The sequence below is a fragment of the Phyllobacterium sp. SYP-B3895 genome (assembly GCF_009647635.1).
Lineage (GTDB): Bacteria > Pseudomonadota > Alphaproteobacteria > Rhizobiales > Rhizobiaceae > Phyllobacterium > Phyllobacterium pellucidum.
Genome location: NZ_WJIG01000002.1, coordinates 954414 through 977709, shown reverse-complemented (window position 1 = coordinate 977709; position 23296 = coordinate 954414). Strand labels below are relative to the sequence as shown.

The window sequence follows — 23296 nt, the reverse complement described above, 5'->3', positions numbered from 1 at the left end:
GTGCACGCCTTAGGACGTGCACTCCAATCCTTCTTGCCAAAAGGTCGCCCGGTGTCTTCCTCCTTGCCCGATCACTTGCAGCCGGCCCGCTCGTTCCAGGGTCTCATTCTGACGCTTCACAATTACTGGGCAGAGCACGGCTGCGTGATCCTGCAGCCATATGACATGGAAGTGGGAGCGGGCACGTTCCACCCGGCGACGACCCTGCGCTCGCTCGGACCGAAGCCTTGGAAAGCCGCCTATGTGCAGCCATCGCGCCGCCCGAAGGATGGGCGCTACGGCGAGAACCCCAACCGTCTTCAGCATTATTACCAGTATCAGGTGATCATGAAGCCATCGCCGGCGAATCTTCAGGAACTCTACCTCGGTTCCTTGCGCGCCATCGGCCTTGATCCGCTCCTGCACGATATCCGGTTCGTCGAAGACGACTGGGAAAGCCCGACGCTCGGTGCCTGGGGCCTCGGCTGGGAATGCTGGTGCGACGGGATGGAGGTCTCGCAGTTCACATATTTCCAGCAGGTTTGCGGTATTGAATGTTCGCCCGTGTCCGGCGAATTGACCTATGGTCTCGAGCGTCTCGCCATGTACGTGCAAGGCGTCGACAATGTCTATGATCTCAACTTCAACGGACTTGAGGGCGACGAGAAAGTCACCTACGGCGATGTATTCCTGCAGGCCGAGCAGGAATATTCGCGCTATAATTTCGAGCATGCCAACACGGCCGTGCTGCTTCGCCACTTCGAGGAAGCCGAGGTCGAATGCGAGGCCCTGCTCAAGGCGGGCGCTCCCAAGGAAAGCGATAATTCCGCCATCCATAAGATGGTGCTACCGGCTTATGACCAGTGCATCAAGGCCTCCCATGCCTTCAACCTTCTTGATGCGCGCGGCGTCATCTCGGTCACCGAGCGGCAGAGCTATATTCTGAGGGTACGCAATCTCGCCAGGCAGTGCGGCGAGGCGTTTCTGCTCACGGAAGCCGGTGGAGCTTCGTATCAGAAATGAAGAAGATTTCTTCCTTCAAGATCGCATCGGCGCGCAAGCTGCGCAGCGATATGACGGACGAGGAGCGCAAGCTTTGGCGCCAACTCTGGCGCATACCGTTGGAAGGTTCGCATTTCCGCAGGCAGGTACCGATCGGGCCGTACTGCGCGGATTTCCTTTCGCACCGGCTGAAACTGATCATTGAAGTAGACGGATTTCAGCATGCTCTGGCAGACCAGCGCCGGCACGATATTCGCCGCACGGCATGGCTGGAAGGTGAGGGATATCGCGTCTTGCGCTTCTGGACCCACGAGATCCGGACTGAACTTGAAAGCGTTCTTGATACGATTTTCGCGGTCGTCAAAGAACAGATGATTTGTCACCCCACCCCGAACCTGCGGTTCGACCCTCCCCATCAAGGGGAGGGTGGCCCGGGCGCCGACCTTAACACCTCCCCCTTCGATGGGGGAGGTCGCACCGCAGGTGCGGGTGGGGGTGTAAACTCACTTCCCAAAAAGCGCTTAACTTTTGATCTTGGCCCCGTATTCGAGGGCAGGAGTTACCATGCCTGATCTATTGCTCGAACTCCGCTCGGAAGAAATTCCCGCTCGCATGCAGCGCAAGGCTGCGGGGGATCTAAAAAAGCTTGTCACGGATGGTCTCATCGAGGCTGGCCTGACCTATGAGGCTGCAGGCGACTACTGGACCCCGCGCCGGTTGACGCTGGACGTCCGCGGACTGACCGCACGCTCCAAAGATATTCACGAGGAACGCAAGGGACCGAGCGTCAAAGCGCCGGAACAGGCAATTGCCGGCTTCCTTCGCTCCGCCGGTCTCTTTGATATCTCCGAGGCGCATGTCCACACCGACCCCAAGAAGGGCGATTTCTACGTTGCCCACTTGAAAAAGCCCGGTCGTCCCGCCGAAGCGATCATCGCCGAGTTGATGCCGAAAATCATCCGCGAGTTCCCCTGGCCGAAATCGATGCGCTGGGGTACCGCCTCGGCGAAGCCCGGAAGCCTGCGATGGGTGCGTCCGCTGCAGTCGATCCTCTGCACTTTCGGTCCGGAAACCGAGGAGCCCGTTGTCGTCGATTTCGAGGTCGATGGGCTGCGCGCCGGCAACGTCACCTATGGCCATCGGTTCCTCAGCGACGGCAAGCCGATAACCGTTCGCCGTTTCGATGACTACGTGGCTAAGCTTGAAAAGGCCAAGGTGGTGCTCGACGCCGACCGGCGGAAGGAAATAATCCTTTCCGATGCCCAGAACATTGCCTTTGCGTCCGGCCTTGACCTCGTCGAGGATGAGGGCCTGCTTGAGGAAGTATCCGGGCTTGTTGAATGGCCTGTGGTCCTGATGGGCGAGTTCGAGGAAGAATTCCTCGCCATCCCGCCGGAAGTGGTCCGACTGACGATCAAGACCAACCAGAAATGCTTCGTTACGCGCAAGCAGACGCTTCATCCCACCCCGGATCTAACGTCCGCCCCTTCCCATCACGAGGATAAGAATGGCCGTGAGGCCTCCAACTCGCCTTCAAATGGGGGAGGCCACAGCGAAGCTGCGGGTGCGGGTGAAAATCCCCTGTCGAACAAATTTATCCTCGTTTCGAATATCGAAGCCAAGGATGGCGGGCGCGAGATTGCATTCGGTAACGGCAAGGTCGTGCGTGCCCGGCTATCCGATGCCCTTTATTTCTGGAACACGGACCAGCATGACCTGCCGGACATGCACACGCTGGCCGCCGCTGCGATAAGGTTCGATCTCGATCTTGCGAAGCCGCTCGACCAGCGCATGGCGCGCCTCGACGCCCTCAACGTTACGTTCCACGCCAAGCTCGGCACCCAGGGCGAGCGCATTATCCGCATAAGGGCGCTGGCCCGCGAGATCGCACCGCTCGTCGGCGCGGATCCGGCGCTTGCCATGCGCGCTGCCGTTCTCGCCAAGGCGGACCTTACGACCGAGATCGTCGGCGAATTCCCGGAATTGCAGGGCGGCATGGGCCGTAAATATGCGCTCTTGCAGGGCGAGCATCCTTCGGTCGCTGCTGCAATCGAAGACCATTACAAGCCGCAGGGCCCCTCCGATATCGTGCCGAGCGACCCGGTTTCGGTGGCGGTGGCTTTGGCCGACAAACTCGACACGCTTGTCGGGTTCTGGGCGATCGATGAAAAGCCAACGGGATCAAAGGACCCGTTTGCCCTTCGCCGGGCGGCGCTCGGCGTCGTTCGACTTTTGCTTTCCAATGACTGGAAGATCGAACTGATGCCGGTCTTCGAAATGGCACTTTCGCAGTTGCGCGAAGACAGTATCGAAAAGCGCGTCGAAGGCTACGAGCAACATCAGGCCGCTCAGCAGTCGGGCGACGTCGACGGCGAAGAAGATGTCATCAACGCCGTTTCCGGTTTTGAAAAGCGCCTTCGCAGCGATGTAATCGAAGAGGCGCATCCTGTGCTGCTGGATTTGCTCGCCTTCTTCCATGACCGCATGAAGGTCTACCTCCGCGATCTCGGCGCCCGCCATGATCTTATTGATGCGGTGCTTACCGAGCGCGCCGACAACCTGTTGCTGATCGCCCGCCGTGTCGAGGCGCTCGTCGTCTTCCTCAACACCGAGGAAGGTCAAAACCTGCTCGCGGGCACCAAGCGCGCCGCGAACATTCTGAGCGCCGAGGAAAAGAAGGGAACGCAGATCGCCGGTGCTGTCGATGCTGCGCTCTTCAATCTGAACGAGGAGCAGGCATTGTCCGCAGCGGTGAATCAAGCCGAGAAGGAAGCCGCGCAAGCGATTCAAAAGGAAGACTTTTCCGGCGCCATGATTGCACTTAGTGCATTGCGCGAACCAGTTGATTCATTTTTTGAGAAGGTGCTCGTCAACGACGAGAACCAGGCTATCCGGGCAAACCGCCTGGCGCTGCTCGCGCGCATCCGCACGGCCACGAATACCGTTGCGGACTTCTCGAAGATCGTTGGGTGACAAAGGGTTAGGCGCTCCCTCTTCAGGTGGAGCGCCCTACGTTCACTGCAGGCCTGTGCGCAGCGGCGTGTCCGCCACATCAGCGAGTGCCCTTTGCGGCACTGGCTCGCCGGCCGGCACGAGTTCGGCGGCATTCGCTGCAATCGGCGAGGCAGATACCGCAGCGGCGGCGGTTGCCGTTGAAACTGGAACTTCGCGCCCCTGCAGGCGAGCCATATATTGCCGCGACCGTTCGCGCCGCTCGGCATAAGCTTTCAGTCGCGCAGCTTCCGCGGCCTGCTGTGCCTCACAAGGCGTGCAGATCGGGTTGCCGGTTGCGTCGAAACTGTCAAAACCGACATAGAAGATCGAGTTCGGCGTTGCCGATCCGCTCACAACGTCGATGGAGCCGCCTGCGTAAGCGGGGGCCATTAGCATGATCATGGCGGTGGCAGCGATAGTCTGGCGCAGCATTTCGTCCTAATCCCCGTGACGTTTCTTTGTTAAAAGCGAGCTTTAACAGCGATTTATTGCCAAGCCTTGATTCGGATCGATACAATTTTACGCATGAACTCATTCGGCGTGTTCATCAGCCGATACTTGCGAGGCGATAGCGGCATCGTGTAGGCAAGTCCGGTATCGGAGAGCGCCTTGGCGACGATTTTGAAGACAGACGATCAGGCAGTGCGATCGGCAGCCAGTGCGCTCGCCGAGGGTAAGCTCGTCGCGATTCCGACCGAGACCGTCTATGGCCTTGCCGCCGATGCCACCAATGGCGACGCCGTCGCCGGCATATTCGAAGCCAAGGGCAGGCCGCACTTCAACCCGCTGATCTGCCATGTTTCGGATATCGACATGGCCGAACGCTACGCTGTGATCGATCCACTGTCGCGGCGTTTGATGCAGGCATTCTGGCCGGGGCCGCTCACCCTCGTTCTGCCGCTCAAGCCCGATACCGCCATTCACCCCCTCGTTGCCGCCGGTCTCGACACGATTGCGCTGCGCATGCCGCGCGGCGTCGCCGGCAGGATCATCGCGGCGCTCGGCCACCCGCTTGCCGCGCCAAGCGCCAACACCTCCGGCAAGATCAGCGGCACCAGCGCCGAAGCGGTCAACGAGGATCTGGGCGCGCGGATCAACCTCATTCTCGATGCCGGCCCCTCGGAGGTCGGCCTGGAATCGACCATCGTCAAGGTCGACGGGACGTGCGTCGCACTGCTGCGTCCGGGCGGCTTGGCGGCTGAAGACATCGAATCCGTCACAGGAACCAGGCTCGAACGCATTGATCAGCGTGCGGCGATCGAGGCGCCAGGTATGATGGCTTCGCACTATGCGCCCTCGGCGCGTGTGAGGCTGAACGTGCATGACGTGAGGGAAGGTGAGGTACTGCTGGCATTCGGGCCGAGCCGTGCCCAAAAGGCTGAAAAAAATGCCAGTGCCACCCTCAATCTCAGCGAGACGGGGAACTTGCGCGAGGCGGCCGCCAACCTCTTCGACTTCATGAAGCGCCTCGATCGCCTGAAACGTCCGGTGATCGCCGTGGAGCCCATACCATTCGATGGACTTGGCGAAGCGATCAACGACCGGCTTGTTCGTGCCGCCGCGCCCCGTGACGCGGCAATTGCTGAAATGGATGAGATAAAATGAGTTTGACGCCTGCTCTTCTTGCGCGCTTTTCCGCCATCGTCGGCGAGGGCAATGCGCTGCGCAATGCCCACGATATAGAGCCCTACCTGATCGAACCGCGCGAGAAATTCGGCGGCAGGACAGCGCTGGTCCTGCGACCCTCGACCGTCGAGGAAGTCTCGGCGATCCTGAAAGTCGCGACCGAAACCGGGACGGCGATCGTCCCGCAAGGTGGCAATACCGGTCTCGTCGGCGGGCAGATGCCCGATGGCAGCGGACAGCAGGTGATCCTTTCGCTTTCGCGGCTCAACCGCATTCGCTCCATCGACCCGGCAGGCAACCTTGCCATCGTCGAAGCCGGCGTCATCCTCCAGACGTTGCAGGAGACAGTGGAACGCGAAGGCCGGCTGTTTCCGCTGTCGCTCGGTTCAGAAGGATCATGCCAGATCGGCGGCAATCTTTCGTCGAATGCCGGCGGTACGGCCGTGCTTGCCTATGGCAATACGCGTGAACTCTGCCTCGGCGTCGAAGTCGTGTTGCCGACCGGCGAGATTCTCAATGACCTTCGCTATGTCAAGAAGGACAATACGGGCTACGACCTCAAGGACCTTTTCGTCGGCGCGGAAGGAACGCTTGGCGTGATCACCGCGGCGGTCATGAAGCTCTTTCCCTTGCCGCGCGGCAAGGGCGTCGCCTATGCCGGGCTGGCTAGCCCCGAGGATGCATTGAAACTGCTGGCGATAGCGCAAAGCCATGCCGGACCGTCGCTCACCGGTTTTGAGCTGATGCCGCGCATCGGGGTCGTGTTCTCCGTCGCGCATACGGATGGCGTGCGTGATCCGCTGCAGGGCGTCCACCAATGGTATGTCCTTATCGATATATCCTCGTCACGTTCCGCCGAGGATGCGCGCGAGACCATCGAGGCGATCCTCACCGAAGCCTACGAGGCCGGTCTCGTCGAAGATGCGACGATCGCCGATAGCACGGCGCAGGAGAAATCCTTCTGGCACATGCGCGAGGCCATGTCGCTCGCCCAGAAGCCCGAGGGCGGATCGATCAAGCACGATATTTCCGTGCCAGTCGCCCGCATTCCCGAATTCATCGCCGAGGCTGATGCAGCTGTGCTCGATCTTGTTCCTGGCGCGCGCATCGTCTGCTTCGGCCACATGGGCGACGGAAACCTCCACTACAATATTTCCCAGCCGGTTGGTGCGGACAAGGAGGCGTTTCTCGCGCGCTGGGTCGAGGTGAACACAAGGGTCCACGATATTGTCCGCGCCTATCGGGGCTCGATTTCCGCCGAGCACGGCGTCGGCCAATTGAAGCGCAAGGAAATCGCCGAGACAAAATCACCGGTGGCGCTCGATCTGATGCGCCGCATCAAGAAGGCATTCGATCCGGCCGGAATCATGAACCCGGGCAAGGTGCTTTAGCTTCAAAGCGCATTTAAGCTTGGACCGCCCTCGGTGCAGGGTCTGGCGGGCTTTGGCTTTCACCCCAAAGCCATCTCCCCCTCGTGAGGGATGGGCGGCAGCCCAGAGGGAGACGGCCCAGTGTACGGCTGTATCCCTAACCTTTCATTCATCCGCCTTACCAAAGTCTTGGAGCCGGTTGGTTTTCGATAACCATCCTTCGCGATGAGAAAGAGTTAACCCCGTTCATTAAGCGGGATTGGGAGAGTCGGCGCCTATTGTTTCCCCATACGAGACCGAAAACGGTCCGCTCTACAGGGAAATAAAACGAGATGACCGGAATACCGGCTCTCAGGATCGACAGAAGGCGTCACATGAACAAAGCCGGAGCCAAGCCGGTTTGGGCAGGTCGGGAGTTCCGGCTTGATCCATTCCACCTGCCACAAACGGTCACCTATGCCACGCGCGATGACCGCGGCGATGTCACTTTCACGCTGCATGAGCGCGGCGCGGTGGTAAAACGCCTGCTGCCGGCGAGCCATTTGCCGGTCTCGCTGGCATTGCCGGCTTGCGCCTTTCTGGGCGTGACCGCGCGGGCAACCGAAGACGAACTCGGCGATATCACCGTCACGCTCGAACTCATGCACACCGACCCGCATCTTTCCGTGCCTTTGCTGGTCGCCCACGATCTCAACGACATCGCCGCCGACTGGCGTGCCTGGTCCTCGTTGTTCGCCCTGCCGATGATGCTGGTCGAAGAGGACGGTATTGCGCGGCAGCTCGAACAGAGCATCGGCCCCGTGACCGTTTCCGCGCCAAAGGAGCGCCGGCAGGGCCGCGAGCCTCGTCGCCGCCGGCCAAGGTTCCTCGCCCGGCGCAAGGTCGGCGATCTCGGACTGCGATTGGTCATCGGGGGCCAGGAGGTGATTGCCCAGGGCTCCAGATAGGCCGGAGCCCCGGCGATCAGAACATCGGCTTGACCACGGTCCACAATCCGCCGAAGACGAGGCCGAGGAAGATCAGCCAACCAATAACGCTATTCGACTTGAAGAGGCGCAGGCACTCGGATGGGTTGTCGATATCGAGGGTCATGATTTGCCGGTACATATGCGCGCCGGCGGCCAGCAGGCCAGCGACCGCTGGCATCGGCACTTCCGCCATGGCGAAGGCCCAGAGAAACAGCGCCAGCGCTCCTCCATAAAGGATCATGAGCGCTTCGCGCGTGCGGTTGCCGAAAAGGCGGGCGGTTGAACGCACACCGACAAGCGCGTCGTCTTCCTTGTCCTGGTGGGCGTAGATCGTATCGTAGCCGATGACCCAGAGGATCGATCCGGCATAAAGCAGGACAGCCGGCCAGGCGAGCGCGCCGAAATGCGCCGACCAGCCGACAAGCGCGCCCCAGGAAAAGGCAAGCCCGAGCACGAGTTGCGGCCAATTGGTGATTCGTTTCATGAACGGATAAATCGCGACGATCACCAGCGATGCGATGGCAAGCAGGATCGTGAAACGATTGAACTGCAGCAGCACCGCCAATCCGACCAGGGTTTGCAGAACGAGGAAGACCTTGGCCTGCTTGCGCGTCACCTGTCCCGATGGCAACGGCCGCGAGCGCGTGCGCGCCACCTTGTTGTCGATATCCTCATCGGCAAGGTCGTTGTAGGTGCAGCCGGCGCCGCGCATGGCGATGGCGCCGACGAGGAACAGAATAAGGTGATAGGGCGAGGGCAGGACCGACCACACCGGGTCGCCCACCTTTGCGCCAGCGCTGGCGGCGAGCGCCGCGCCCCACCAGCAAGGCCAAAGCAGAAGCCACCAGCCGATGGGACGGTCCCAGCGCGCCAGCTGGGCATAGGGCCACAGCCAGTTCGGAAGCGTGCGATAGACCCAATGGCCCGACGGCGCGTCGAATACGCGGCCGCGCGATTGTGTCGACTGGATCGTGTCTTTGTCTGAAGTCATGACCTGACCTTGCAGCGGGCAGCGATGCAGTCAAGCATTATAGACGGATTTCCGGGCAAATTTGCGCGAGGTGCTTGACCCTCAAGCGTCAAGGCCATACCGACACGGCAACTCGTAAACATGCGGAGCACGATGTCGATGAAAGTCCTGCTTATTGGGTCCGGTGGCCGGGAACACGCGCTGGCTTGGAAGATCGCGGCATCGCCGGTATTGACGAGGCTCTATTGCGCGCCGGGCAATCCCGGCATCGCCAAGATCGGGGAGTGCGTCGCGCTCGACCCCGCCAACCATGCGCAGATCGTCGCTTTCTGCAAGGAAAACGCCATTGATTTCGTCGTGGTCGGACCCGAAGCGCCTTTGGTTGCCGGCATAGCCGACGAGCTTCGCGCCGCCGGCATTCTGGTTTTCGGTCCAACCAAGGCTGCGGCTCGGCTTGAAGGCTCGAAGGGCTTCACCAAAGACCTTTGCGCCCGTTTCGATATTCCGACCGGCGCCTACCAGCGTTTCACGCAAGCCGATGCCGCCAAGGCTTATGTCCGGCAACAGGGCGTGCCGATCGTCGTCAAGGCCGATGGGCTCGCCGCCGGCAAGGGCGTGGTGGTGGCATTCGAGTTGCAGGAAGCGCTCGACGCTGTTGAAGCCTGTTTTTCCGGGGCCTTTGGCGGCGCGGGCGCCGAGGTCGTGGTGGAGGAATATCTCGATGGCGAGGAGGCAAGCTTCTTCTGCCTTTGTGACGGAAAGACCGCGCTTCCATTCGGCGCTGCCCAGGATCACAAGCGCGTCGGCGAACGCGATACAGGCGTCAACACCGGCGGCATGGGCGCTTATTCGCCCGCCCCGGTTATGCCGCAGGCGATGATCGACCGGACGATGCGCGAACTGATCGAGCCGACCATGCGCGGCATGGCGGAAATCGGCGCGCCGTTCAGCGGCATCCTCTTCGCGGGCCTGATGATCACGAAGGACGGGCCGAAGCTGATCGAGTACAACACCCGGTTCGGCGATCCGGAAACCCAGGTTCTGATGCTACGCCTGAAGGACGATCTGCTGCTGCTGCTCAAGGCCGCTGCCGACGGCATGCTCGAGCAGGTTTCGGTGCGCTGGAACGATGAACCTGCATTGACCGTCGTCATGGCCGCCCGGGGCTATCCGGCAGCGCCTGAAAAGGGCAGCGTCATAAGGGGGCTCGATTCGGCTGCCGCCGACGGTTGCGTCGAGATATTTCATGCCGGGACGGTAGAGAAAGACGGCGAACTCGTCGCCAATGGCGGGCGCGTACTGAACGTTACCGCAAGCGGCCGTACCGTGGCGGAGGCTCAGGCCGCAGCCTACGCTGCCATTGCCAAGATAGATTGGCCCGAGGGTTTCTACAGGCGCGACATCGGCTGGCGCGCCATAGAGCGCGAGAAGACCGCCCTATAGAAAGGGATCGAGCGCAGCAAGCTGCCCTTCCACCGTTTGCCTGGACTTAGGCACGAAGTATTTGAAGCAGTAATGGGTTACCACGACGCGCTGGTCGGGCGCCGCCGGCTCGGAGGCTTCGCGTAGACTGGTCCACAACTGCTCCACGGTCGCCTTGCGTGCCGAAAGGCCATTCAGCCTTTCGTCGGTATCCAACTTCAGCGAGATCGAAGCTGTTATCGACTGGTCGACCTTGCCTGTGCGCGGGTCATTCCTTTCAAGCAGTGTCGAGGCTTCGGCAAGAAAGTTCGCTGCGGCGGCGTGCAACGTTACTGTCATTTCCTTCAGGCGACGGTAATCAATAAGCGGCGGCTGTGCCGCTGCCATCAATATATCGTCCCGCGGCGAAGGGCGATTGCCCGGCGTCGGCAGGTCGTCAGGCGGTATCGCATCGACCAGTTCGCCGAACGGCCACGCCCGCCGCAACTGCGCCACGGTCATATCTGTGATGTTGACGTCGATGTCGCGGTTGGTTCCGGCCGGGCGGTAGGGGCACTTCTGCTTGTTGCAGTTGCTCGGCGAGGTAAATTGCCAAAGGGCGTAATCGCGCCAGTTGCCTTTGGGAAAATGCGGCGCGATATCGCTTTCGTAGCGCGCGTACCAGAGCTGCAGGCGCGACAGGATCGGAAGCTCCAGGCGATGGTCGGCGATGTAACGTGCGGTCGTGCCATTCGTATAAAGGACCGGATAGCGCCCGATCCTGAACTTGATGTGCTCGGCGAAAATCTCCGCATCCTGCAGCGACATGAACTTCGACGGATCGTTCTCTTCGATATCGATAGCGACGAGTTCGTCGTCGCTCGGTTCGGCATAATCGACGAAATGGTTGGCCTGTTCGATGGGATTGCCCGGGCGCGCGAGATGATAAGCGCCCCATTTTAACCCCAGCGCCTTCGCCAGAATCCGGCGTGTCTGGTAAAGCTCGCGTGAGACTGCATAATTGCGCCATATGCGCTTGCACAACTCCTGCTGCATCGCATCGGCAATGCGCTTGCACTGGTAGTTTGCCGGCAGGCCGTCCGATCCCTTGTGGATGAACGCCGCAATCCTGGGGTCCTTGGCGATTTCAACGAGATTGAAGGAATTATGCTCGTAGCCGTCGAGAACGATGGCGCGCGCCTTGTTCGACCATGGGGTGGTGAATTCGGATGCCGCCTGCGCCGGGTCGCCGAGAAACAAGGCCGCAAGGACCGTTGCAATGGCAAATCTGGGCACGCGGATCGTCAAACGGAAATCCTTCACACGGTGCGATCAAACCCATACTAACCAAGGATGGTCGCCGCATCGCGGTTAATATTTGGTTAGTCACCGATTTTGCACCCGCTGCGCCATGAAGAAGCGAAAGCGCTTCTCCAAATATCTTACGTTTACGTAAAAATACGCTTGCTTGCGCCCCGATGCGGTTGCAATGTGCGCCCGCTGCCATCACGCATGAGGAGACGTGACATGTACCGCGCGCCCGTCGAGGAAATCATCCACACGCTCAGAGTGACCGCCGGTCTTGACGCCGCGTTGGAACAGGGCCGCTTCGGCGACCTTTCGGGCGACCTTGTCGATGCCATTGTCGAAGAGGCCGGACGTTTTGCCTCGACGCGCGTTGCGCCCCTGCTTGAAGTCGGCGACAAGCACGGCACGCCGCTCAAAGATGGCGAAGTGACGACCCCGCCCGGCTGGAAGGAAGTCTATCGCGAGTGGATCGCCGGCGGCTGGAACGCCTTGACCGGCCCCGAAGAGTTCGGCGGGCAGGGCCTGCCGATGATGCTTGCGATTGCAACATTCGAGATGTGGAACTCGGGCTCCATGGCCTTCGGGATCGGCCCGACGCTGACCCTTGGCGCCATCGAGGCCCTGGAAGCGCATGCGGCCGACGATCTTAGGCAGCTTTATCTGCCGAAGCTCGTTTCCGGCGAATGGATGGGCACGATGAACCTTACGGAGCCGCAGGCCGGCTCCGATGTCGGCGCATTGCGCACGCGCGCCGAACGCGCCGAGGATGGCACCTATCGCATTTTCGGCAGCAAGATTTTCATTACCTATGGCGAGCACGACCTGACCGACAACATCGTCCATCTCGTCCTCGCCCGGCTTCCCGACGCCCCGCAGGGAACGAAAGGTATCTCGCTGTTTCTCGTGCCGAAAATCCTTGTGAACAAAGACGGTTCGCTCGGCGCCCGCAATGATGTTTTCTGCGGCGGCGTCGAGCACAAGATGGGCATCCACGGCTCGCCCACCTGCACGATGATCTACGGGAACGGATTTGCCAAGGGTCGCGAGCCGGGCGCGGTCGGCTGGCTGATCGGTGAGGAAAACCGCGGTCTCGCCTGCATGTTCACCATGATGAACAACGCCCGCCTTGCCGTCGGGATACAGGGGGTCGCTGTTGCCGAGACCGCCTATCAGAAAGCGCTTGCCTATGCCGAGGACCGCCGGCAGATGCGGGCACCCGGCTGGAAGGGCGAAGGCATGAGTCCGATCATCGAGCACCCCGATGTCCAGCGCAATCTATTGACGATGAAGGGCCTGACCGGTGCCGCGCGCGCAATCGCCTATGCCTGTGCCCATGCCATCGACATGGCCAAGACCGGCGAAGGCGATGAGGCGCGGTTTTGGTCGGATCGGGCCAATCTCTTGACCCCCGTCGCCAAGGCTTTCTCGACCGATATAGGCGTGGACGTTGCGTCAATCGGTATCCAGGTTCATGGCGGCATGGGCTATATCGAGGAGACGGGCGCCGCACAGCTGCTGCGTGATGCCCGCATTGCGCCGATCTATGAAGGCACCAACGCCATTCAGGCCATCGACCTTGTCCAGCGCAAGCTGTCGCTTGCCGGCGGCCAGCATTTCGCCGGCTATATCGCAGAGCTGCGAGAAATCGCCGAAGCCGTCAACGCTTCGAACAGCATCGAGTTTGGCGAGACCGGTAAGCGCCTGTTTGGTGGCCTCGACGATCTTGCCGAAGCGGGTTCCTGGCTGCAGGCGGCAATCGCCGAGGGCAGAGTCAGCGACGCCTTTGCGGGGGCGACGCCTTTCCTGCGGCTCTTCGGTCTTGCCGCGGGCGCGGCCTATCTCGCCAAGGGGGCGCTCGGCGGCAACAATGCCGGGCGCTCGGCACTTGCACGATTCTTCGCCGAAAATCTTCTCGCCGAAACGGCGGCGCTAAAGGACCGCGTTATCCATGGCGCCGCCAGCCTTCTCGCCGCGCGCACGGCGCTTTCCTAACAGGGGACCAATATGTCGGAGCATATACAGATCGAGCGCCACGGCGCGGTTAAAGTCATTCGCATGAATCGACCGGACAAGAAGAACGCACTGACACGTACAATGTATGCGGCGATGTCCAAGGCAATCATCGACAGCGACAGCGATCCGGACATCCGCGCCAATGTCTTTTTCGGCGTGCCGGGCGCATTTTCCTCCGGTAACGACCTGCAGGACTTCATGGCCTTCGCCACCACCGGCCAAATGGGCACGGAGGTCATCGACTTTCTCGTAGCGGTCGCCAATGCGAAAAAGCCGCTGCTCGCGGGCGTAGACGGCCTCGCCATCGGGGTTGGATCGACGCTGCAGCTTCATTGCGACTTGAGCTTCGCGACACCACAGTCCTATTTCAAGACGCCGTTTGTCGATCTCGGCCTCGTCCCGGAAGCGGCATCGAGCCTGCTCGGACCGGCTCTGATGGGTCAGCAACGCGCCTTTGCCTTTCTCGCCATGGGTGATGGCCTGAACGCGGTCGAGGCGAAGGAAGCCGGGCTGATCTACCGGTTGGTGGAGACAGACGAACTTGAGGCGACCGTGTTGAAGGCGGCGACCGAAATCGCCGCCAAGCCGCCGCAGGCGATGCAGATTGCCCGTGATCTGTTGCGGATGCCGCGGCAGGAAACCATCGACCGTATCCATCTCGAGGCCAAGCTCTTTGCCGAGCGCCTTCAGTCGGACGAGGCGCGGGCGGCGTTCATGGCCTTCCTCAGCCGCAAGAAAGGCTAGAGCCGAGATCCTGAACGCAGCTTAGGGATAGAGCCGCGTCTTGTTCCAGTCACCGGCTGGCTCGTCGCGGCTGAAGACCACGCGGTCGTGCAGGCGGAATGGCCGGTCGTGCCAGAATTCAATGGATGTCGGGCGAATCCGGAAACCTGACCAATGGTCGGGACGCGGGATCTCGCCGATCGCGTAGCGGGCCGTATATTCTGCCACGGCCTTTTCCAGCGCAAACCGGCTTTCGAGCGGTCGCGACTGCTTAGATGCCCATGCGCCGATGCGGCTGCCACGCGGCCGCGTGGCATAATATGCGTCGGCCTCTTCCTTGCTGACGATTTCGACCGGGCCGCGTACACGCACCTGCCGGCGCAGTGACTTCCAGTGGAAGCACATGGCAGCCTTCATCGATCCGAGGATTTCCTCGCCCTTCCGGCTTTCAAAATTCGTATAAAAAACAAAGCCTTGTGTATCGAACCCTTTTAAGAGAACCATGCGCACGTCCGGCAGGCCGTCCGCATCGACGGTCGCAAGCGCGACAGCGTTCGGATCGTTGGGCTCGGTTTTGGTGGCATCCCCCAGCCATTCCGCGAAGAGGGCGAATGGCTCGGAATTCTCAGTGAAGTCATCTGTTGATGTCATGGGTCTTGATCATTCCATAGGTTTCGAAGACGGTGCCGAGGTCGCTTGACGGCGTATCCTCAACTCCGGTTAGAGTCTTCTAATTTTGTTACCTTCTCCATGCCCTGCATGGCAAGCGGCACCTGGCTTCCAGCTAAATAAGATGGCACGTGAGCGCGCTTGAGGTCTGCGACGGGACGTTAATGAACCGATTCCTCGGTCTATTTATGAAACATTTTCGAATCGGTTACATTTATTGAGTGTGGCGCCGCAAGTATTGCGTGAACCGCCCGCACAAAATCCTGGAGTTGAGGACGCCTCGTTGAACAACACACGCTATCCTTCGCGAAATTCCATCGGACTTCGGCACCGTGGTTTTCTGGCGGCTATCCGCACATGGCTCAAAGAGCGAAAGGCTGCTCCTCTGCTGTCAAGCCAACTCGGAATGCATCAGATCGCGACAGCGACGTCAAAATATACGGACGGTGACATTGCAGTTGTGGTGCCAGTCAGAAATGAAAGGAAATTTCTAGGCTCGTTTCTGACGCATTACAGAAAGCTCGGGGTCGCGCGTTTTATCGTTATTGACGACCAATCCTGTGATGGAACCGTCGAATATCTAACCGCCCAGAATGACGTCGACCTCTGGCGGTCGACGGTTAGATACGCGGACGCTCAACGCTCGATCCTGTGGAGGGAATGGATCTTCAACCACTATGGTCAGAACCGGTGGTACCTCAATCTGGATGTAGATGAGTATCTTGTTTATCAGGACTGCTACCAGCGACCGATTACCGACGTTGCTGCACATCTTTCCATCCAGCAACATTTTAGAATGGCCGCCCCGATGATCGACTTGTATCCGGGCGAGCATTCATGCGCGAACCTTTCCGATGATGTTCCGCCTTGGGAGATTGCAAACCAGTTTGATGCCACCGGGTATGTTATCGGACAGGCGAGTTCGGGATGGTCGATAAAGGGCGGTTTACGAGGCAGGAAGTTCGGCTTGTCGAACCAACTGATAAAATACCCGCTTACCTACTGGGATAGTGAGAGTTCGTTGTCTCGCGGAATACACAAGCCCAGGCCGTTCAAACGCAATTTCGGCCCGATATACGGTGTTCTGCTGCACTTCAAATTCTTCTCTGATCTTAAGCAGAAAGTCGACACAGCCATCAACGACTGCCAATACTTCTCCAATGCTGCGGAATATCAGCTTATCGCCAAAGTCCTTGCAGAAACGCCCGAACTTCAATTGCATGATGTCCAATACTCTGCCGGGTACGAGGGACCTGGCCAACTCATCGGGCTTGGCTTTATGAGGGAGCTATGGATGATCATGGCTGCGTTCATGGGATTCGCCAGCACGTTTCAGTTCCTGCTCGATGGAATATGAGGGGCGTTTCTGACACCTCGTTTCGTGGGTTGCTCCTCGCAACTGAGGTTGGTGCCCGCCTGCCACGGTTCGCGTCCAGGTGATGCTTCTCTCCCGCTTTCCAAAAAAGCTTTCCACAGAAAACCGGCACGTCTTTCAAAGCTGACTTGGATACCCGAAAGCTAACGATTTGATAACGTTCGATGGGTGGGTAATCCGTTGTTAACTTCATTTAATCCATAGTCCCATAGTCATTTCGAATTGACCCTGTTAGAGAAAGGCATGTTTTTGGCGTTTCCACGATCCGGTAGCAAGCAATTCCGTGCAGATAAGCGGCGTGCAGGCGGGCTCTTTAAAGGCTCCGCGGTGATCGTCGTCTTTGGCTTGCTCCAGGGCTGTGCCATGAAGGGTTTCAGTATCGAGAAGGCGGTTCCGGACCAGACAGCGGTGACCGGTTCGGTCGCTCCGGCGCAAGCCGTCGATGCGAAAGGATCGTCCGACCAGACGACCGTCCGCAATATCGTCTCCGCGCTTAATTTCACCCAGTGGGGCAAAAAACCCGTGCCGTGGTCCAACCCGGAAACGGGCAGCCAGGGCACCATCACCGCTATTGCTGAAAAGAAGAACGAGACAGAGCTTTGCCGCGAATTCCAGACATCGCGCGAGTCCTTCGACGGGGTCATGCTCTATAAGGGCGAGACGTGCATGCAAAATGGCGGCCAGTGGACGTTGAAATCGTTCGGCCCTATGTAAGCGGTTGCAAGCTCTGATCTGTTTTCGTAGTTTTTTGCATCAAATCTCTGGAATTTCTTCCTATTCATGAGCATATAGCTGCGGAATCACAAGACATCTCGCTCATGCGAGGAAAGGCAGACACATGCGCGATCCCTATAGCGTGTTGGGCGTCGCCAAGACGGCGAAGCCAGAAGAAATAAAATCGGCGTTTCGCAAGCTCGCCAAGAAATACCATCCCGACCAGAATCAGGATGATCCGAAGGCGCAGGCAAATTTCTCCGAGATCAACCAGGCCTATGAAATCGTCGGCGACAAGGAGCGCCGGGGCCAGTTCGATCGCGGCGAGATTGACGCGGAAGGCAAGCAGCGCGCTCCGCATGGTTTTGAAGGTTTTGGTGGCGGCGAGGGCGATCCTTTCGCCGGTTTCGGCGGTGCGCGCCATCGGCCGGGCGGTTTCGAATTCCGTTCGAGCACGGCCGGCAATTCCGGCTTCGGCGCGGAAGACATATTGAGCAGCCTCTTCGGCGAGGGCGCCGGCATGGGTGGCGCCGGCTTCGGCGGCGCGCGCCGCGCTGGACCGCGCAAGGGCGCCGATCTCCAGGCAACGATCGATATTACGCTCGAGCAGGCCGCAGGCGCCGAGAAGGTCGAGGCGATTTTTCCGAACGGCAAGCGACTTGCGATCAAATTGCCGACCGGCGTCGAGAACGGCCAGACGATTCGGCTCAAGGGGCAGGGCGAGGAAGTATTGGGCGGCACCGCGGGCGATGCTCTGGTGACGATCCGTTTCAAGCCGCACCCTGAGTTCCGTGTCGATGGGCGGGACATCCATGTCGAACTACCGGTATCGCTGCGCGATGCCGTTCTCGGATCACGCCAGGAAGTTGATACTTTAAATGGCCGCGTGGCGGTAAAAGTCGCGCCCTGGACGAGCTCCGACCGCGTTTTGCGGCTGAAGGGCAAGGGTTTGCCGAAAAAGGGCGACGGACATGGCGATCTCTTCGTTCATGTTCGCATCATGCTGCCCGAAAATCGCGATCCGGCGCTCGAAGCGTTCCTGCGCGAATCCGGCAACTGAAAAACCAAAACGACATTGAGAGCATGCTTGAAGCCCGGCGCGGGCTGTGCGATACCGCACATCGATCATAAGTCTCATGAAGGGTTGGTATATGACCGCCAAAACCGGTTTGATGCAGGGTAAACGGGGCCTGATTATGGGCGTGGCCAATAACAGGTCCATCGCCTGGGGCATTGCCAAGGCGGCTCATGATGCCGGCGCCGAACTCGCATTCACATATCAGGGCGACGCTTTGAAGAAGCGTGTCGAGCCGCTTGCGGAGGAACTCGGCGCTTTTCTCTGCGGCCATTGCGATGTCGGCGATGCCGCGACCATCGATGCCTGTTTTGCAGCTCTCGAAGAGAAATGGGGCAAGCTCGATTTCCTCGTGCACGCCATCGGGTTTTCCGACAAGGACGAGTTGACCGGCCGTTATGTCGATACGTCCGAAGCCAATTTCAGCAAGACCATGCTGATCTCGGTCTATTCGTTGACGGCAGTTGCCAAGCGGGCAGAAAAGCTGATGACAGATGGCGGCTCCATCCTGACGCTTACCTATTACGGCGCCGAAAAAGTGATGCCCAACTATAACGTCATGGGTGTTGCTAAGGCCGCGCTCGAGGCGAGCGTCAAATATCTCGCCGTGGATCTCGGCCCCGACAATATTCGCGTCAACGCCATTTCCGCCGGTCCGATCAAGACGCTTGCTGCGTCAGGCATCGGCGATTTCCGCTATATTCTCAAGTGGAACGAGTACAATGCGCCGCTGCGCCGCACGGTCACCATTGAGGAAGTGGGCGACGCCGGTCTCTACTTCCTTTCCGACCTTTCCCGCTCGGTCACCGGTGAAGTGCATCACGTCGACAGCGGCTATCACGTCGTCGGCATGAAAGCGGTGGACGCACCGGATATTTCCGTCGTGAAAGATTGAGCATCGCAGTGATCCCGCCCGACACGCTGATTTATTTCTCGCGTCACGGCGAGACGGACTGGAACGTGACGGAGCGAATCCAGGGGCAGGAAGATATCGATATCAATGCGCGCGGCCGCGCTCAGGCCGACCGCAACGGCGATCTGATCAAGTCGCTCATCGGCGATGGCGCAGGATTCGATTTCGTTGCGAGCCCGCTACGCCGCACGCGCGAGACCATGGAGCGCATCCGCACCCGAATGGGTGTCGATCCGGCTGCCTACCATACCGATCCGCGCCTGATGGAAGTCAGCTTCGGCGACTGGCAGGGCTATATGATCGAGGACATCGCCAGGAAGACGCCGGAACTCGTCGAGGAACGTGCGCGCAACAAGTGGACCTTCGTGCCGCCCGGTCCAACAGCCGAGAGCTATGCGATGCTTGGCATCCGCGTGGCGAGTTGGCTGTCCGAGGTAAAGGGGCCGACCGTGTGCGTTACGCATGGCGGCTGTCTTCGCACCATTTTCCAGATGATCAACGGGTTGGATGGCCACGACGCGGCCAACCTCGCCATTACGCAGGATCACATCCTGCGCCTTGAGCACGGCAAGCTTACCTGGCTTTAGCCCAAATTATTCCTGGGTTTCTTCGATATCGGTGATGAAGCGTTCCTTGTTGACGACGTCGAACATCAACGTGACCTTCATGCCCTTCTCGATGACGCTGAGATCGAACTCGCCCGGCAATTTATAGACCTTGCCGTCGTCGAGCGTGATCGTCGAATTGTCCTCGTCGATCTTGGTGATTGTCCCTTGTGCATCGTCCGCAAGCGCACCGACCGGGAGCAGGGAGGCAATAAACATGAATGTTGCTACAAAGAAGCGCATTTTCGAATCCTCTTTATCAAATAGGTGGTCGGGCGACGCGCACACTTAGAGCGATGATTTGTGGCAAAAGAATTGCGAATCTGCGGTAGATTTGTTGAAATCAGAACCGTCCACCCGACGCTTGCGATACTCGGCAATTCCGTGAAGAATTCTTATAGGTGCATTGTCCTGGAATGCAGCCTGCATATCCTACGAAGAGTTGGAAATACGCCAATGGCGTAATATTAGCTTGAAAAATTACGCCATTGACGCCATAATTCGGCCATGCAGATCGTTCGAACGACGCTTTACAAGAAAGCTCTGAAGAAACTGAAGGCGTCGAAACAGGAAATCGAAGCGCTTGAACAAGAGATTGCCAGCAATCCGCTTGCCGGGGATGTCATCCCCGGACTTGGTGGCATAAGAAAAATTCGTTTCGGCATGGCGGGGAAAGGCAAGAAGGGCGGCGGCCGTGTGATCTACTACCTGATGGTTGCGAAGGACATTGCGTTGATGATTTTCGCTTATGCAAAGGCCGATCAGGAGGATTTGTCAAATAATCAGAAGAAGGCAATCAAAACCTTCGTTGAGGAGTTGGAAGATGGTCAGCAAGAAAATGAATGAGCACACGGCGTTCGGTGATGCGCTCATCAAGGGATTGCGCGAGGCCGTGGAGTGGAAGCGGGGTAAACTTGCTCTGGAGACGGTAAACATCGATCCAATGCCGCCTGAACGGGTGAAGGCCATCCGCAAAAAGACGGCGAAGTCGACCAAGGAATTTGAGCGACGATTCGGCGTTCCTGCTTCAACGATGAACAACTGGGAGCAGGGGAGGCGAAAGCCTGACCTGACGGCCAGGGCGCTGTTGACAATCATCGAGCGTGAGCCGCAAGCCGCCGAACGCGCCCTCCATCCGGAAACGGCATAAGCTAGAGCTCCTGGTTTTCGATAGCTCTCGCGATTTTGGTCACCGCGGCGGGCCGGCCTGATTTGACGGCCTTGCACACGACACCTTCGCCGCACTTTGTTAAGTCCTTCATACCGCCATAAGTCTTATTGCGTAATCCCTGCGCGCCGTTATGTTTTGATGATTACGATATGCATTGAATCAACCGAGATTATGGAGGAGATATTCATGGGGTTTAACAGACGCACTGTTCTTGGACTTGCCGCGGGTTCACTAGTTGCATCGGTATTGCCTGCCGCTGCCGAGACATTTCCGGAGCGGGCCATTACATTGGTGGTGCCTTTTGCCGCCGGCGGGTCCACCGATCTCGTTGCCCGTCTGGTCGCAGCCAATATGTCGAAATCGCTCGGGCAGCAGGTGATCGTCGAGAATGTCGGCGGTGCCGGTGGCAATCTCGGTGCGGCTCGCGTCGCCAAGGCAGATCCGGATGGCTATACGATCCTGATGGGAACCGTCGCGACCCACGCGCTCAACCCGCTCATGCTGAAGACAAAGCCCTATGATCCGGTGACGGATTTCGCGCCAGTCTCGCTTCTTGTCGTTGTTCCCAACGTGCTCGTGGTCAATCCGCAACTGCCGGTCAACAATGTCAAGGAACTCATTGATCTGTTGAAGGCCAATCCCGACAAGTACTCCTATGCTTCATCCGGGAACGGCACGCCGCTGCATCTGTCCGGTGAACTCTTCAAGAGCATGGCCGGCGTGAAGATGGAGCATATTCCGTATAAGGGCGCGGGCCCGGCCCTGAACGACCTTCTCGGCAATCAGGTTTCGATCATGTTCGACAATCTGCCCTCTTCCTCGGCCCATATAAAGGCGAAGTCCCTCAAGGGTCTCGGCGTCACGACGAAGGAGCGTGCGCCTTCCTTCCCGGATATGCCGACGGTGGCCGAGACCGTGCCTGGCTACGAGACCTATACCTGGAACGCGCTGTTTGCGCCTGCGGGCACTCCGCCTGAGATTGTCGCCAGCCTCAACAAGGCTGCCAATACCGCGCTCACCAATCCCGAGCTGATCACGCGCATGAACGATTTCAGCGCGCAGATCGTCGGCTCGACGCCGGAAGCGCTTGCCGACCATGTGAAGGCGGAAATCGCCAAATGGGAGCCCATCGTCAAAAGCACAGGCGTGACTTTGGACTGATCTGTTGCCGAGATCTTTCGTCGGCGGCGCATCCGTCGCCGGCGGAATCAATCGCGCGAGCACAAGGATCCGCACCGCATTGAGAATTTAGCAGCGACGGGTTTGACCACGGGAGGAAACACTCATAAAACGCCTCCCAAAGGCGGGTAACCCACATGTCGCACAATACGTTCGGTCATCTTTTTCGTGTCACCACCTGGGGCGAAAGCCACGGCATAGCGCTCGGCTGCGTGGTCGACGGCTGTCCGCCGGGTATTTCCTTCACGGAGGCCGAAATCCAGGCCTATTTGGACAAGCGCAAGCCCGGCCAGTCGAAGTACACGACGCAGCGGCGCGAGCCTGACCAGGTCAAGGTCCTCTCGGGCGTGATGCTGCAGGATGACGGCGTCACCATGATCTCGACGGGAACGCCGATCTCGATGATGATCGAGAATACCGACCAGCGCTCCAAGGATTATGGCGATATCGCCCGCCAGTATCGCCCCGGCCACGCCGATTATACCTACGATGTGAAGTATGGCATTCGCGACTATCGCGGCGGTGGTCGCTCCTCGGCCCGCGAGACCGCTGCGCGCGTCGCTGCCGGCGCCATTGCGCGCAAGGTCGTGCCGGGTCTCGTGGTGCGCGGCGCGCTGGTCGCAATGGGAATCCATTCGATCGACCGCGCTCGCTGGGACTGGGCCGAAGTCGACAACAATCCGTTCTTTACACCCGATGCCGGCTCGGTCGAAACCTTTGCCGCCTATCTCGACGGCATCCGCAAGGCGGGTTCGTCGATCGGTGCGGTCATCGAGGTTGTCGCTGAGAATGTGCCTGCAGGTCTTGGCGCGCCCGTCTATGCCAAACTCGATCAGGATATCGCCAGCTACCTCATGTCGATCAACGCCGTGAAGGGCGTTGAAATCGGCGACGGTTTCGAGTCGGCCAGGCTCAGCGGCGAGGAGAATGCCGATGAGATGCGCATGGGCAATGACGGCAAACCCATATTCCTCTCCAATCATGCCGGCGGTATACTGGGCGGAATTTCAAGCGGCGCGCCGGTCGTTGCCCGCTTTGCCGTCAAGCCGACCTCGTCGATCCTGACCCCGCGCCGCAGCATCGATGCCGATGGCCAGCAGGTGGATGTGATGACCAAGGGGAGGCACGACCCTTGCGTCGGCATCCGTGCTGTACCGATCGGCGAAGCTATGGTGGCATGCGCCATCGCGGATCATTATTTGAGGCATCGCGGCCAGACCGGCCGCATTTAGGGGGGCGCT

The 23296-nt window shown here is 59.4% G+C and carries 23 protein-coding genes; 18 read left to right on the top strand and 5 right to left on the bottom strand.

What is annotated here, in order from left to right; genetic code table 11:
* Positions 1-51 precede the first annotated feature (51 nt).
* Genes GF108_RS11170 through GF108_RS11160 form a run of 3 tightly spaced genes read left to right on the top strand, consistent with a single transcriptional unit; the run spans position 52 to position 3954 of the window.
* On the top strand, positions 52-1002 hold the full coding sequence (locus GF108_RS11170; RefSeq protein WP_370462130.1) for a glycine--tRNA ligase subunit alpha: 951 nt from the start codon (positions 52-54) through the stop codon (positions 1000-1002).
* A complete protein-coding gene (locus GF108_RS11165) occupies positions 999-1553 on the top strand; it encodes an endonuclease domain-containing protein (RefSeq protein WP_153667995.1) in 555 nt (184 codons plus the stop codon). The genes GF108_RS11170 and GF108_RS11165 overlap by 4 nt, the downstream gene beginning before the upstream one ends.
* Positions 1546-3954 carry a glycine--tRNA ligase subunit beta gene (locus GF108_RS11160; protein WP_153667994.1) on the top strand — a complete coding sequence of 803 codons (2409 nt, stop codon included), beginning with the start codon at positions 1546-1548 and terminating at the stop codon, positions 3952-3954. The genes GF108_RS11165 and GF108_RS11160 overlap by 8 nt, the downstream gene beginning before the upstream one ends.
* 42 nt (positions 3955-3996) lie before the next feature.
* On the opposite strand, the gene GF108_RS11155 is transcribed toward GF108_RS11160, so the two are convergent.
* Positions 3997-4407: a hypothetical protein gene (locus GF108_RS11155; RefSeq protein ID WP_153667993.1), complete on the bottom strand. Its 411-nt coding sequence runs from the start codon at positions 4405-4407 to the stop codon at positions 3997-3999.
* Positions 4408-4584: 177 nt separating this feature from the next.
* Here GF108_RS11155 and GF108_RS11150 point away from each other — a divergent pair, with 177 nt between their 5' ends.
* The 3 genes from GF108_RS11150 to GF108_RS11140 all read left to right on the top strand — a co-directional run bounded on the left by GF108_RS11150 (position 4585) and on the right by GF108_RS11140 (position 7918).
* Positions 4585-5580, top strand: a complete 996-nt coding sequence (locus GF108_RS11150) for an L-threonylcarbamoyladenylate synthase (RefSeq protein ID WP_153667992.1) — start codon at positions 4585-4587, stop codon at positions 5578-5580.
* Positions 5577-6992 (top strand): FAD-binding oxidoreductase, encoded by a 1416-nt coding sequence (locus GF108_RS11145; protein WP_153667991.1) that lies wholly within the window; start codon positions 5577-5579, stop codon positions 6990-6992. Before GF108_RS11150 ends, GF108_RS11145 begins: the two co-directional genes overlap by 4 nt.
* A 353-nt stretch (positions 6993-7345) precedes the next feature.
* Positions 7346-7918 carry a DUF6101 family protein gene (locus GF108_RS11140; RefSeq protein ID WP_027230101.1) on the top strand — a complete coding sequence of 191 codons (573 nt, stop codon included), beginning with the start codon at positions 7346-7348 and terminating at the stop codon, positions 7916-7918.
* A gap of 16 nt (positions 7919-7934) precedes the next feature.
* Here GF108_RS11140 and ubiA read toward each other — a convergent pair whose 3' ends face one another.
* Positions 7935-8930, bottom strand: a complete 996-nt coding sequence (gene ubiA, locus GF108_RS11135; RefSeq protein WP_153667990.1) for a 4-hydroxybenzoate octaprenyltransferase — start codon at positions 8928-8930, stop codon at positions 7935-7937.
* A 138-nt stretch (positions 8931-9068) separates the two neighbouring features.
* On the opposite strand from ubiA, the gene purD reads away from it, so the two are divergent.
* Positions 9069-10352, top strand: a complete 1284-nt coding sequence (gene purD / locus GF108_RS11130; RefSeq protein WP_153667989.1) for a phosphoribosylamine--glycine ligase — start codon at positions 9069-9071, stop codon at positions 10350-10352.
* Here the strand turns inward: purD and GF108_RS11125 are convergent.
* Positions 10347-11618: a glycoside hydrolase family 25 protein gene (locus GF108_RS11125; protein WP_246663912.1), complete on the bottom strand. Its 1272-nt coding sequence runs from the start codon at positions 11616-11618 to the stop codon at positions 10347-10349. The two genes, purD and GF108_RS11125, sit on opposite strands and share 6 nt — an antisense overlap.
* 219 nt (positions 11619-11837) lie before the next feature.
* Between GF108_RS11125 and GF108_RS11120 the strand changes: the two genes are divergently transcribed.
* Both GF108_RS11120 and GF108_RS11115 read left to right on the top strand, forming a co-directional pair.
* Positions 11838-13610, top strand: a complete 1773-nt coding sequence (locus tag GF108_RS11120) for an acyl-CoA dehydrogenase family protein (RefSeq protein WP_153667988.1) — start codon at positions 11838-11840, stop codon at positions 13608-13610.
* Positions 13611-13622: 12 nt separating this feature from the next.
* The gene (locus tag GF108_RS11115; protein WP_153667987.1) at positions 13623-14375 is read left to right on the top strand and encodes a crotonase/enoyl-CoA hydratase family protein; all 753 of its coding nucleotides are present in this window, start codon (positions 13623-13625) and stop codon (positions 14373-14375) included.
* A 21-nt stretch (positions 14376-14396) separates the two neighbouring features.
* On the opposite strand, the gene pdxH is transcribed toward GF108_RS11115, so the two are convergent.
* Complete coding sequence (gene pdxH, locus GF108_RS11110) at positions 14397-15005, bottom strand: pyridoxamine 5'-phosphate oxidase (RefSeq protein ID WP_027230096.1); 609 nt, start codon at positions 15003-15005, stop codon at positions 14397-14399.
* Between the two features lie 301 nt (positions 15006-15306).
* Here pdxH and GF108_RS11105 point away from each other — a divergent pair, with 301 nt between their 5' ends.
* The 5 genes from GF108_RS11105 (at position 15307) to GF108_RS11085 (ending at position 19687) form a co-directional block, all read left to right on the top strand.
* Positions 15307-16380 carry a glycosyltransferase family 2 protein gene (locus GF108_RS11105; protein WP_153667986.1) on the top strand — a complete coding sequence of 358 codons (1074 nt, stop codon included), beginning with the start codon at positions 15307-15309 and terminating at the stop codon, positions 16378-16380.
* 381 nt (positions 16381-16761) lie between these two features.
* Complete coding sequence (locus GF108_RS11100) at positions 16762-17112, top strand: RT0821/Lpp0805 family surface protein (RefSeq protein ID WP_153667985.1); 351 nt, start codon at positions 16762-16764, stop codon at positions 17110-17112.
* A 124-nt stretch (positions 17113-17236) separates the two neighbouring features.
* Complete coding sequence (locus tag GF108_RS11095) at positions 17237-18172, top strand: DnaJ C-terminal domain-containing protein (RefSeq protein WP_153667984.1); 936 nt, start codon at positions 17237-17239, stop codon at positions 18170-18172.
* Between the two features lie 91 nt (positions 18173-18263).
* Positions 18264-19082, top strand: a complete 819-nt coding sequence (gene fabI / locus GF108_RS11090; RefSeq protein WP_153667983.1) for an enoyl-ACP reductase FabI — start codon at positions 18264-18266, stop codon at positions 19080-19082.
* Between the two features lie 2 nt (positions 19083-19084).
* Positions 19085-19687 (top strand): histidine phosphatase family protein, encoded by a 603-nt coding sequence (locus GF108_RS11085; protein WP_244506729.1) that lies wholly within the window; start codon positions 19085-19087, stop codon positions 19685-19687.
* 6 nt (positions 19688-19693) lie between these two features.
* Here GF108_RS11085 and GF108_RS11080 read toward each other — a convergent pair whose 3' ends face one another.
* Positions 19694-19948 carry a DUF1344 domain-containing protein gene (locus GF108_RS11080; RefSeq protein WP_027230091.1) on the bottom strand — a complete coding sequence of 85 codons (255 nt, stop codon included), beginning with the start codon at positions 19946-19948 and terminating at the stop codon, positions 19694-19696.
* A 264-nt stretch (positions 19949-20212) separates the two neighbouring features.
* Here GF108_RS11080 and GF108_RS11075 point away from each other — a divergent pair, with 264 nt between their 5' ends.
* The 4 genes from GF108_RS11075 (at position 20213) to aroC (ending at position 23287) form a co-directional block, all read left to right on the top strand.
* Positions 20213-20551 (top strand): type II toxin-antitoxin system RelE/ParE family toxin, encoded by a 339-nt coding sequence (locus tag GF108_RS11075; protein WP_153667982.1) that lies wholly within the window; start codon positions 20213-20215, stop codon positions 20549-20551.
* On the top strand, positions 20529-20855 hold the full coding sequence (locus tag GF108_RS11070) for a DNA-binding transcriptional regulator (RefSeq protein ID WP_246663910.1): 327 nt from the start codon (positions 20529-20531) through the stop codon (positions 20853-20855). Before GF108_RS11075 ends, GF108_RS11070 begins: the two co-directional genes overlap by 23 nt.
* Before the next feature lie 207 nt (positions 20856-21062).
* Positions 21063-22037, top strand: coding sequence for a tripartite tricarboxylate transporter substrate binding protein (locus GF108_RS11065; RefSeq protein ID WP_172982615.1), 975 nt, complete (start codon positions 21063-21065; stop codon positions 22035-22037).
* Positions 22038-22192: 155 nt separating this feature from the next.
* A complete protein-coding gene (gene aroC / locus GF108_RS11060) occupies positions 22193-23287 on the top strand; it encodes a chorismate synthase (RefSeq protein ID WP_153667980.1) in 1095 nt (364 codons plus the stop codon).
* The last annotated feature ends 9 nt before the right edge of the window (positions 23288-23296 follow it).

What these genes read in the sequence shown, in the direction of transcription:
- aroC (WP_153667980.1), top strand. Translation starts at nt 22,193, where the DNA reads ATGTCGCACAATACGTTCGGTCATCTTTTTCGTGTCACCACCTGGGGC.
- GF108_RS11075 (WP_153667982.1), top strand. Translation starts at nt 20,213, where the DNA reads ATGCAGATCGTTCGAACGACGCTTTACAAGAAAGCTCTGAAGAAACTG.
- GF108_RS11145 (WP_153667991.1), top strand. Translation starts at nt 5,577, where the DNA reads ATGAGTTTGACGCCTGCTCTTCTTGCGCGCTTTTCCGCCATCGTCGGC.
- ubiA (WP_153667990.1), bottom strand. Translation starts at nt 8,930, where the DNA reads ATGACTTCAGACAAAGACACGATCCAGTCGACACAATCGCGCGGCCGC.
- fabI (WP_153667983.1), top strand. Translation starts at nt 18,264, where the DNA reads ATGACCGCCAAAACCGGTTTGATGCAGGGTAAACGGGGCCTGATTATG.
- GF108_RS11140 (WP_027230101.1), top strand. Translation starts at nt 7,346, where the DNA reads ATGAACAAAGCCGGAGCCAAGCCGGTTTGGGCAGGTCGGGAGTTCCGG.
- GF108_RS11160 (WP_153667994.1), top strand. Translation starts at nt 1,546, where the DNA reads ATGCCTGATCTATTGCTCGAACTCCGCTCGGAAGAAATTCCCGCTCGC.
- pdxH (WP_027230096.1), bottom strand. Translation starts at nt 15,005, where the DNA reads ATGACATCAACAGATGACTTCACTGAGAATTCCGAGCCATTCGCCCTC.
- GF108_RS11165 (WP_153667995.1), top strand. Translation starts at nt 999, where the DNA reads ATGAAGAAGATTTCTTCCTTCAAGATCGCATCGGCGCGCAAGCTGCGC.
- GF108_RS11115 (WP_153667987.1), top strand. Translation starts at nt 13,623, where the DNA reads ATGTCGGAGCATATACAGATCGAGCGCCACGGCGCGGTTAAAGTCATT.
- purD (WP_153667989.1), top strand. Translation starts at nt 9,069, where the DNA reads ATGAAAGTCCTGCTTATTGGGTCCGGTGGCCGGGAACACGCGCTGGCT.
- GF108_RS11155 (WP_153667993.1), bottom strand. Translation starts at nt 4,407, where the DNA reads ATGCTGCGCCAGACTATCGCTGCCACCGCCATGATCATGCTAATGGCC.
- GF108_RS11070 (WP_246663910.1), top strand. Translation starts at nt 20,529, where the DNA reads ATGGTCAGCAAGAAAATGAATGAGCACACGGCGTTCGGTGATGCGCTC.
- GF108_RS11065 (WP_172982615.1), top strand. Translation starts at nt 21,063, where the DNA reads ATGGGGTTTAACAGACGCACTGTTCTTGGACTTGCCGCGGGTTCACTA.
- GF108_RS11120 (WP_153667988.1), top strand. Translation starts at nt 11,838, where the DNA reads ATGTACCGCGCGCCCGTCGAGGAAATCATCCACACGCTCAGAGTGACC.
- GF108_RS11080 (WP_027230091.1), bottom strand. Translation starts at nt 19,948, where the DNA reads ATGCGCTTCTTTGTAGCAACATTCATGTTTATTGCCTCCCTGCTCCCG.
- GF108_RS11100 (WP_153667985.1), top strand. Translation starts at nt 16,762, where the DNA reads ATGAAGGGTTTCAGTATCGAGAAGGCGGTTCCGGACCAGACAGCGGTG.
- GF108_RS11095 (WP_153667984.1), top strand. Translation starts at nt 17,237, where the DNA reads ATGCGCGATCCCTATAGCGTGTTGGGCGTCGCCAAGACGGCGAAGCCA.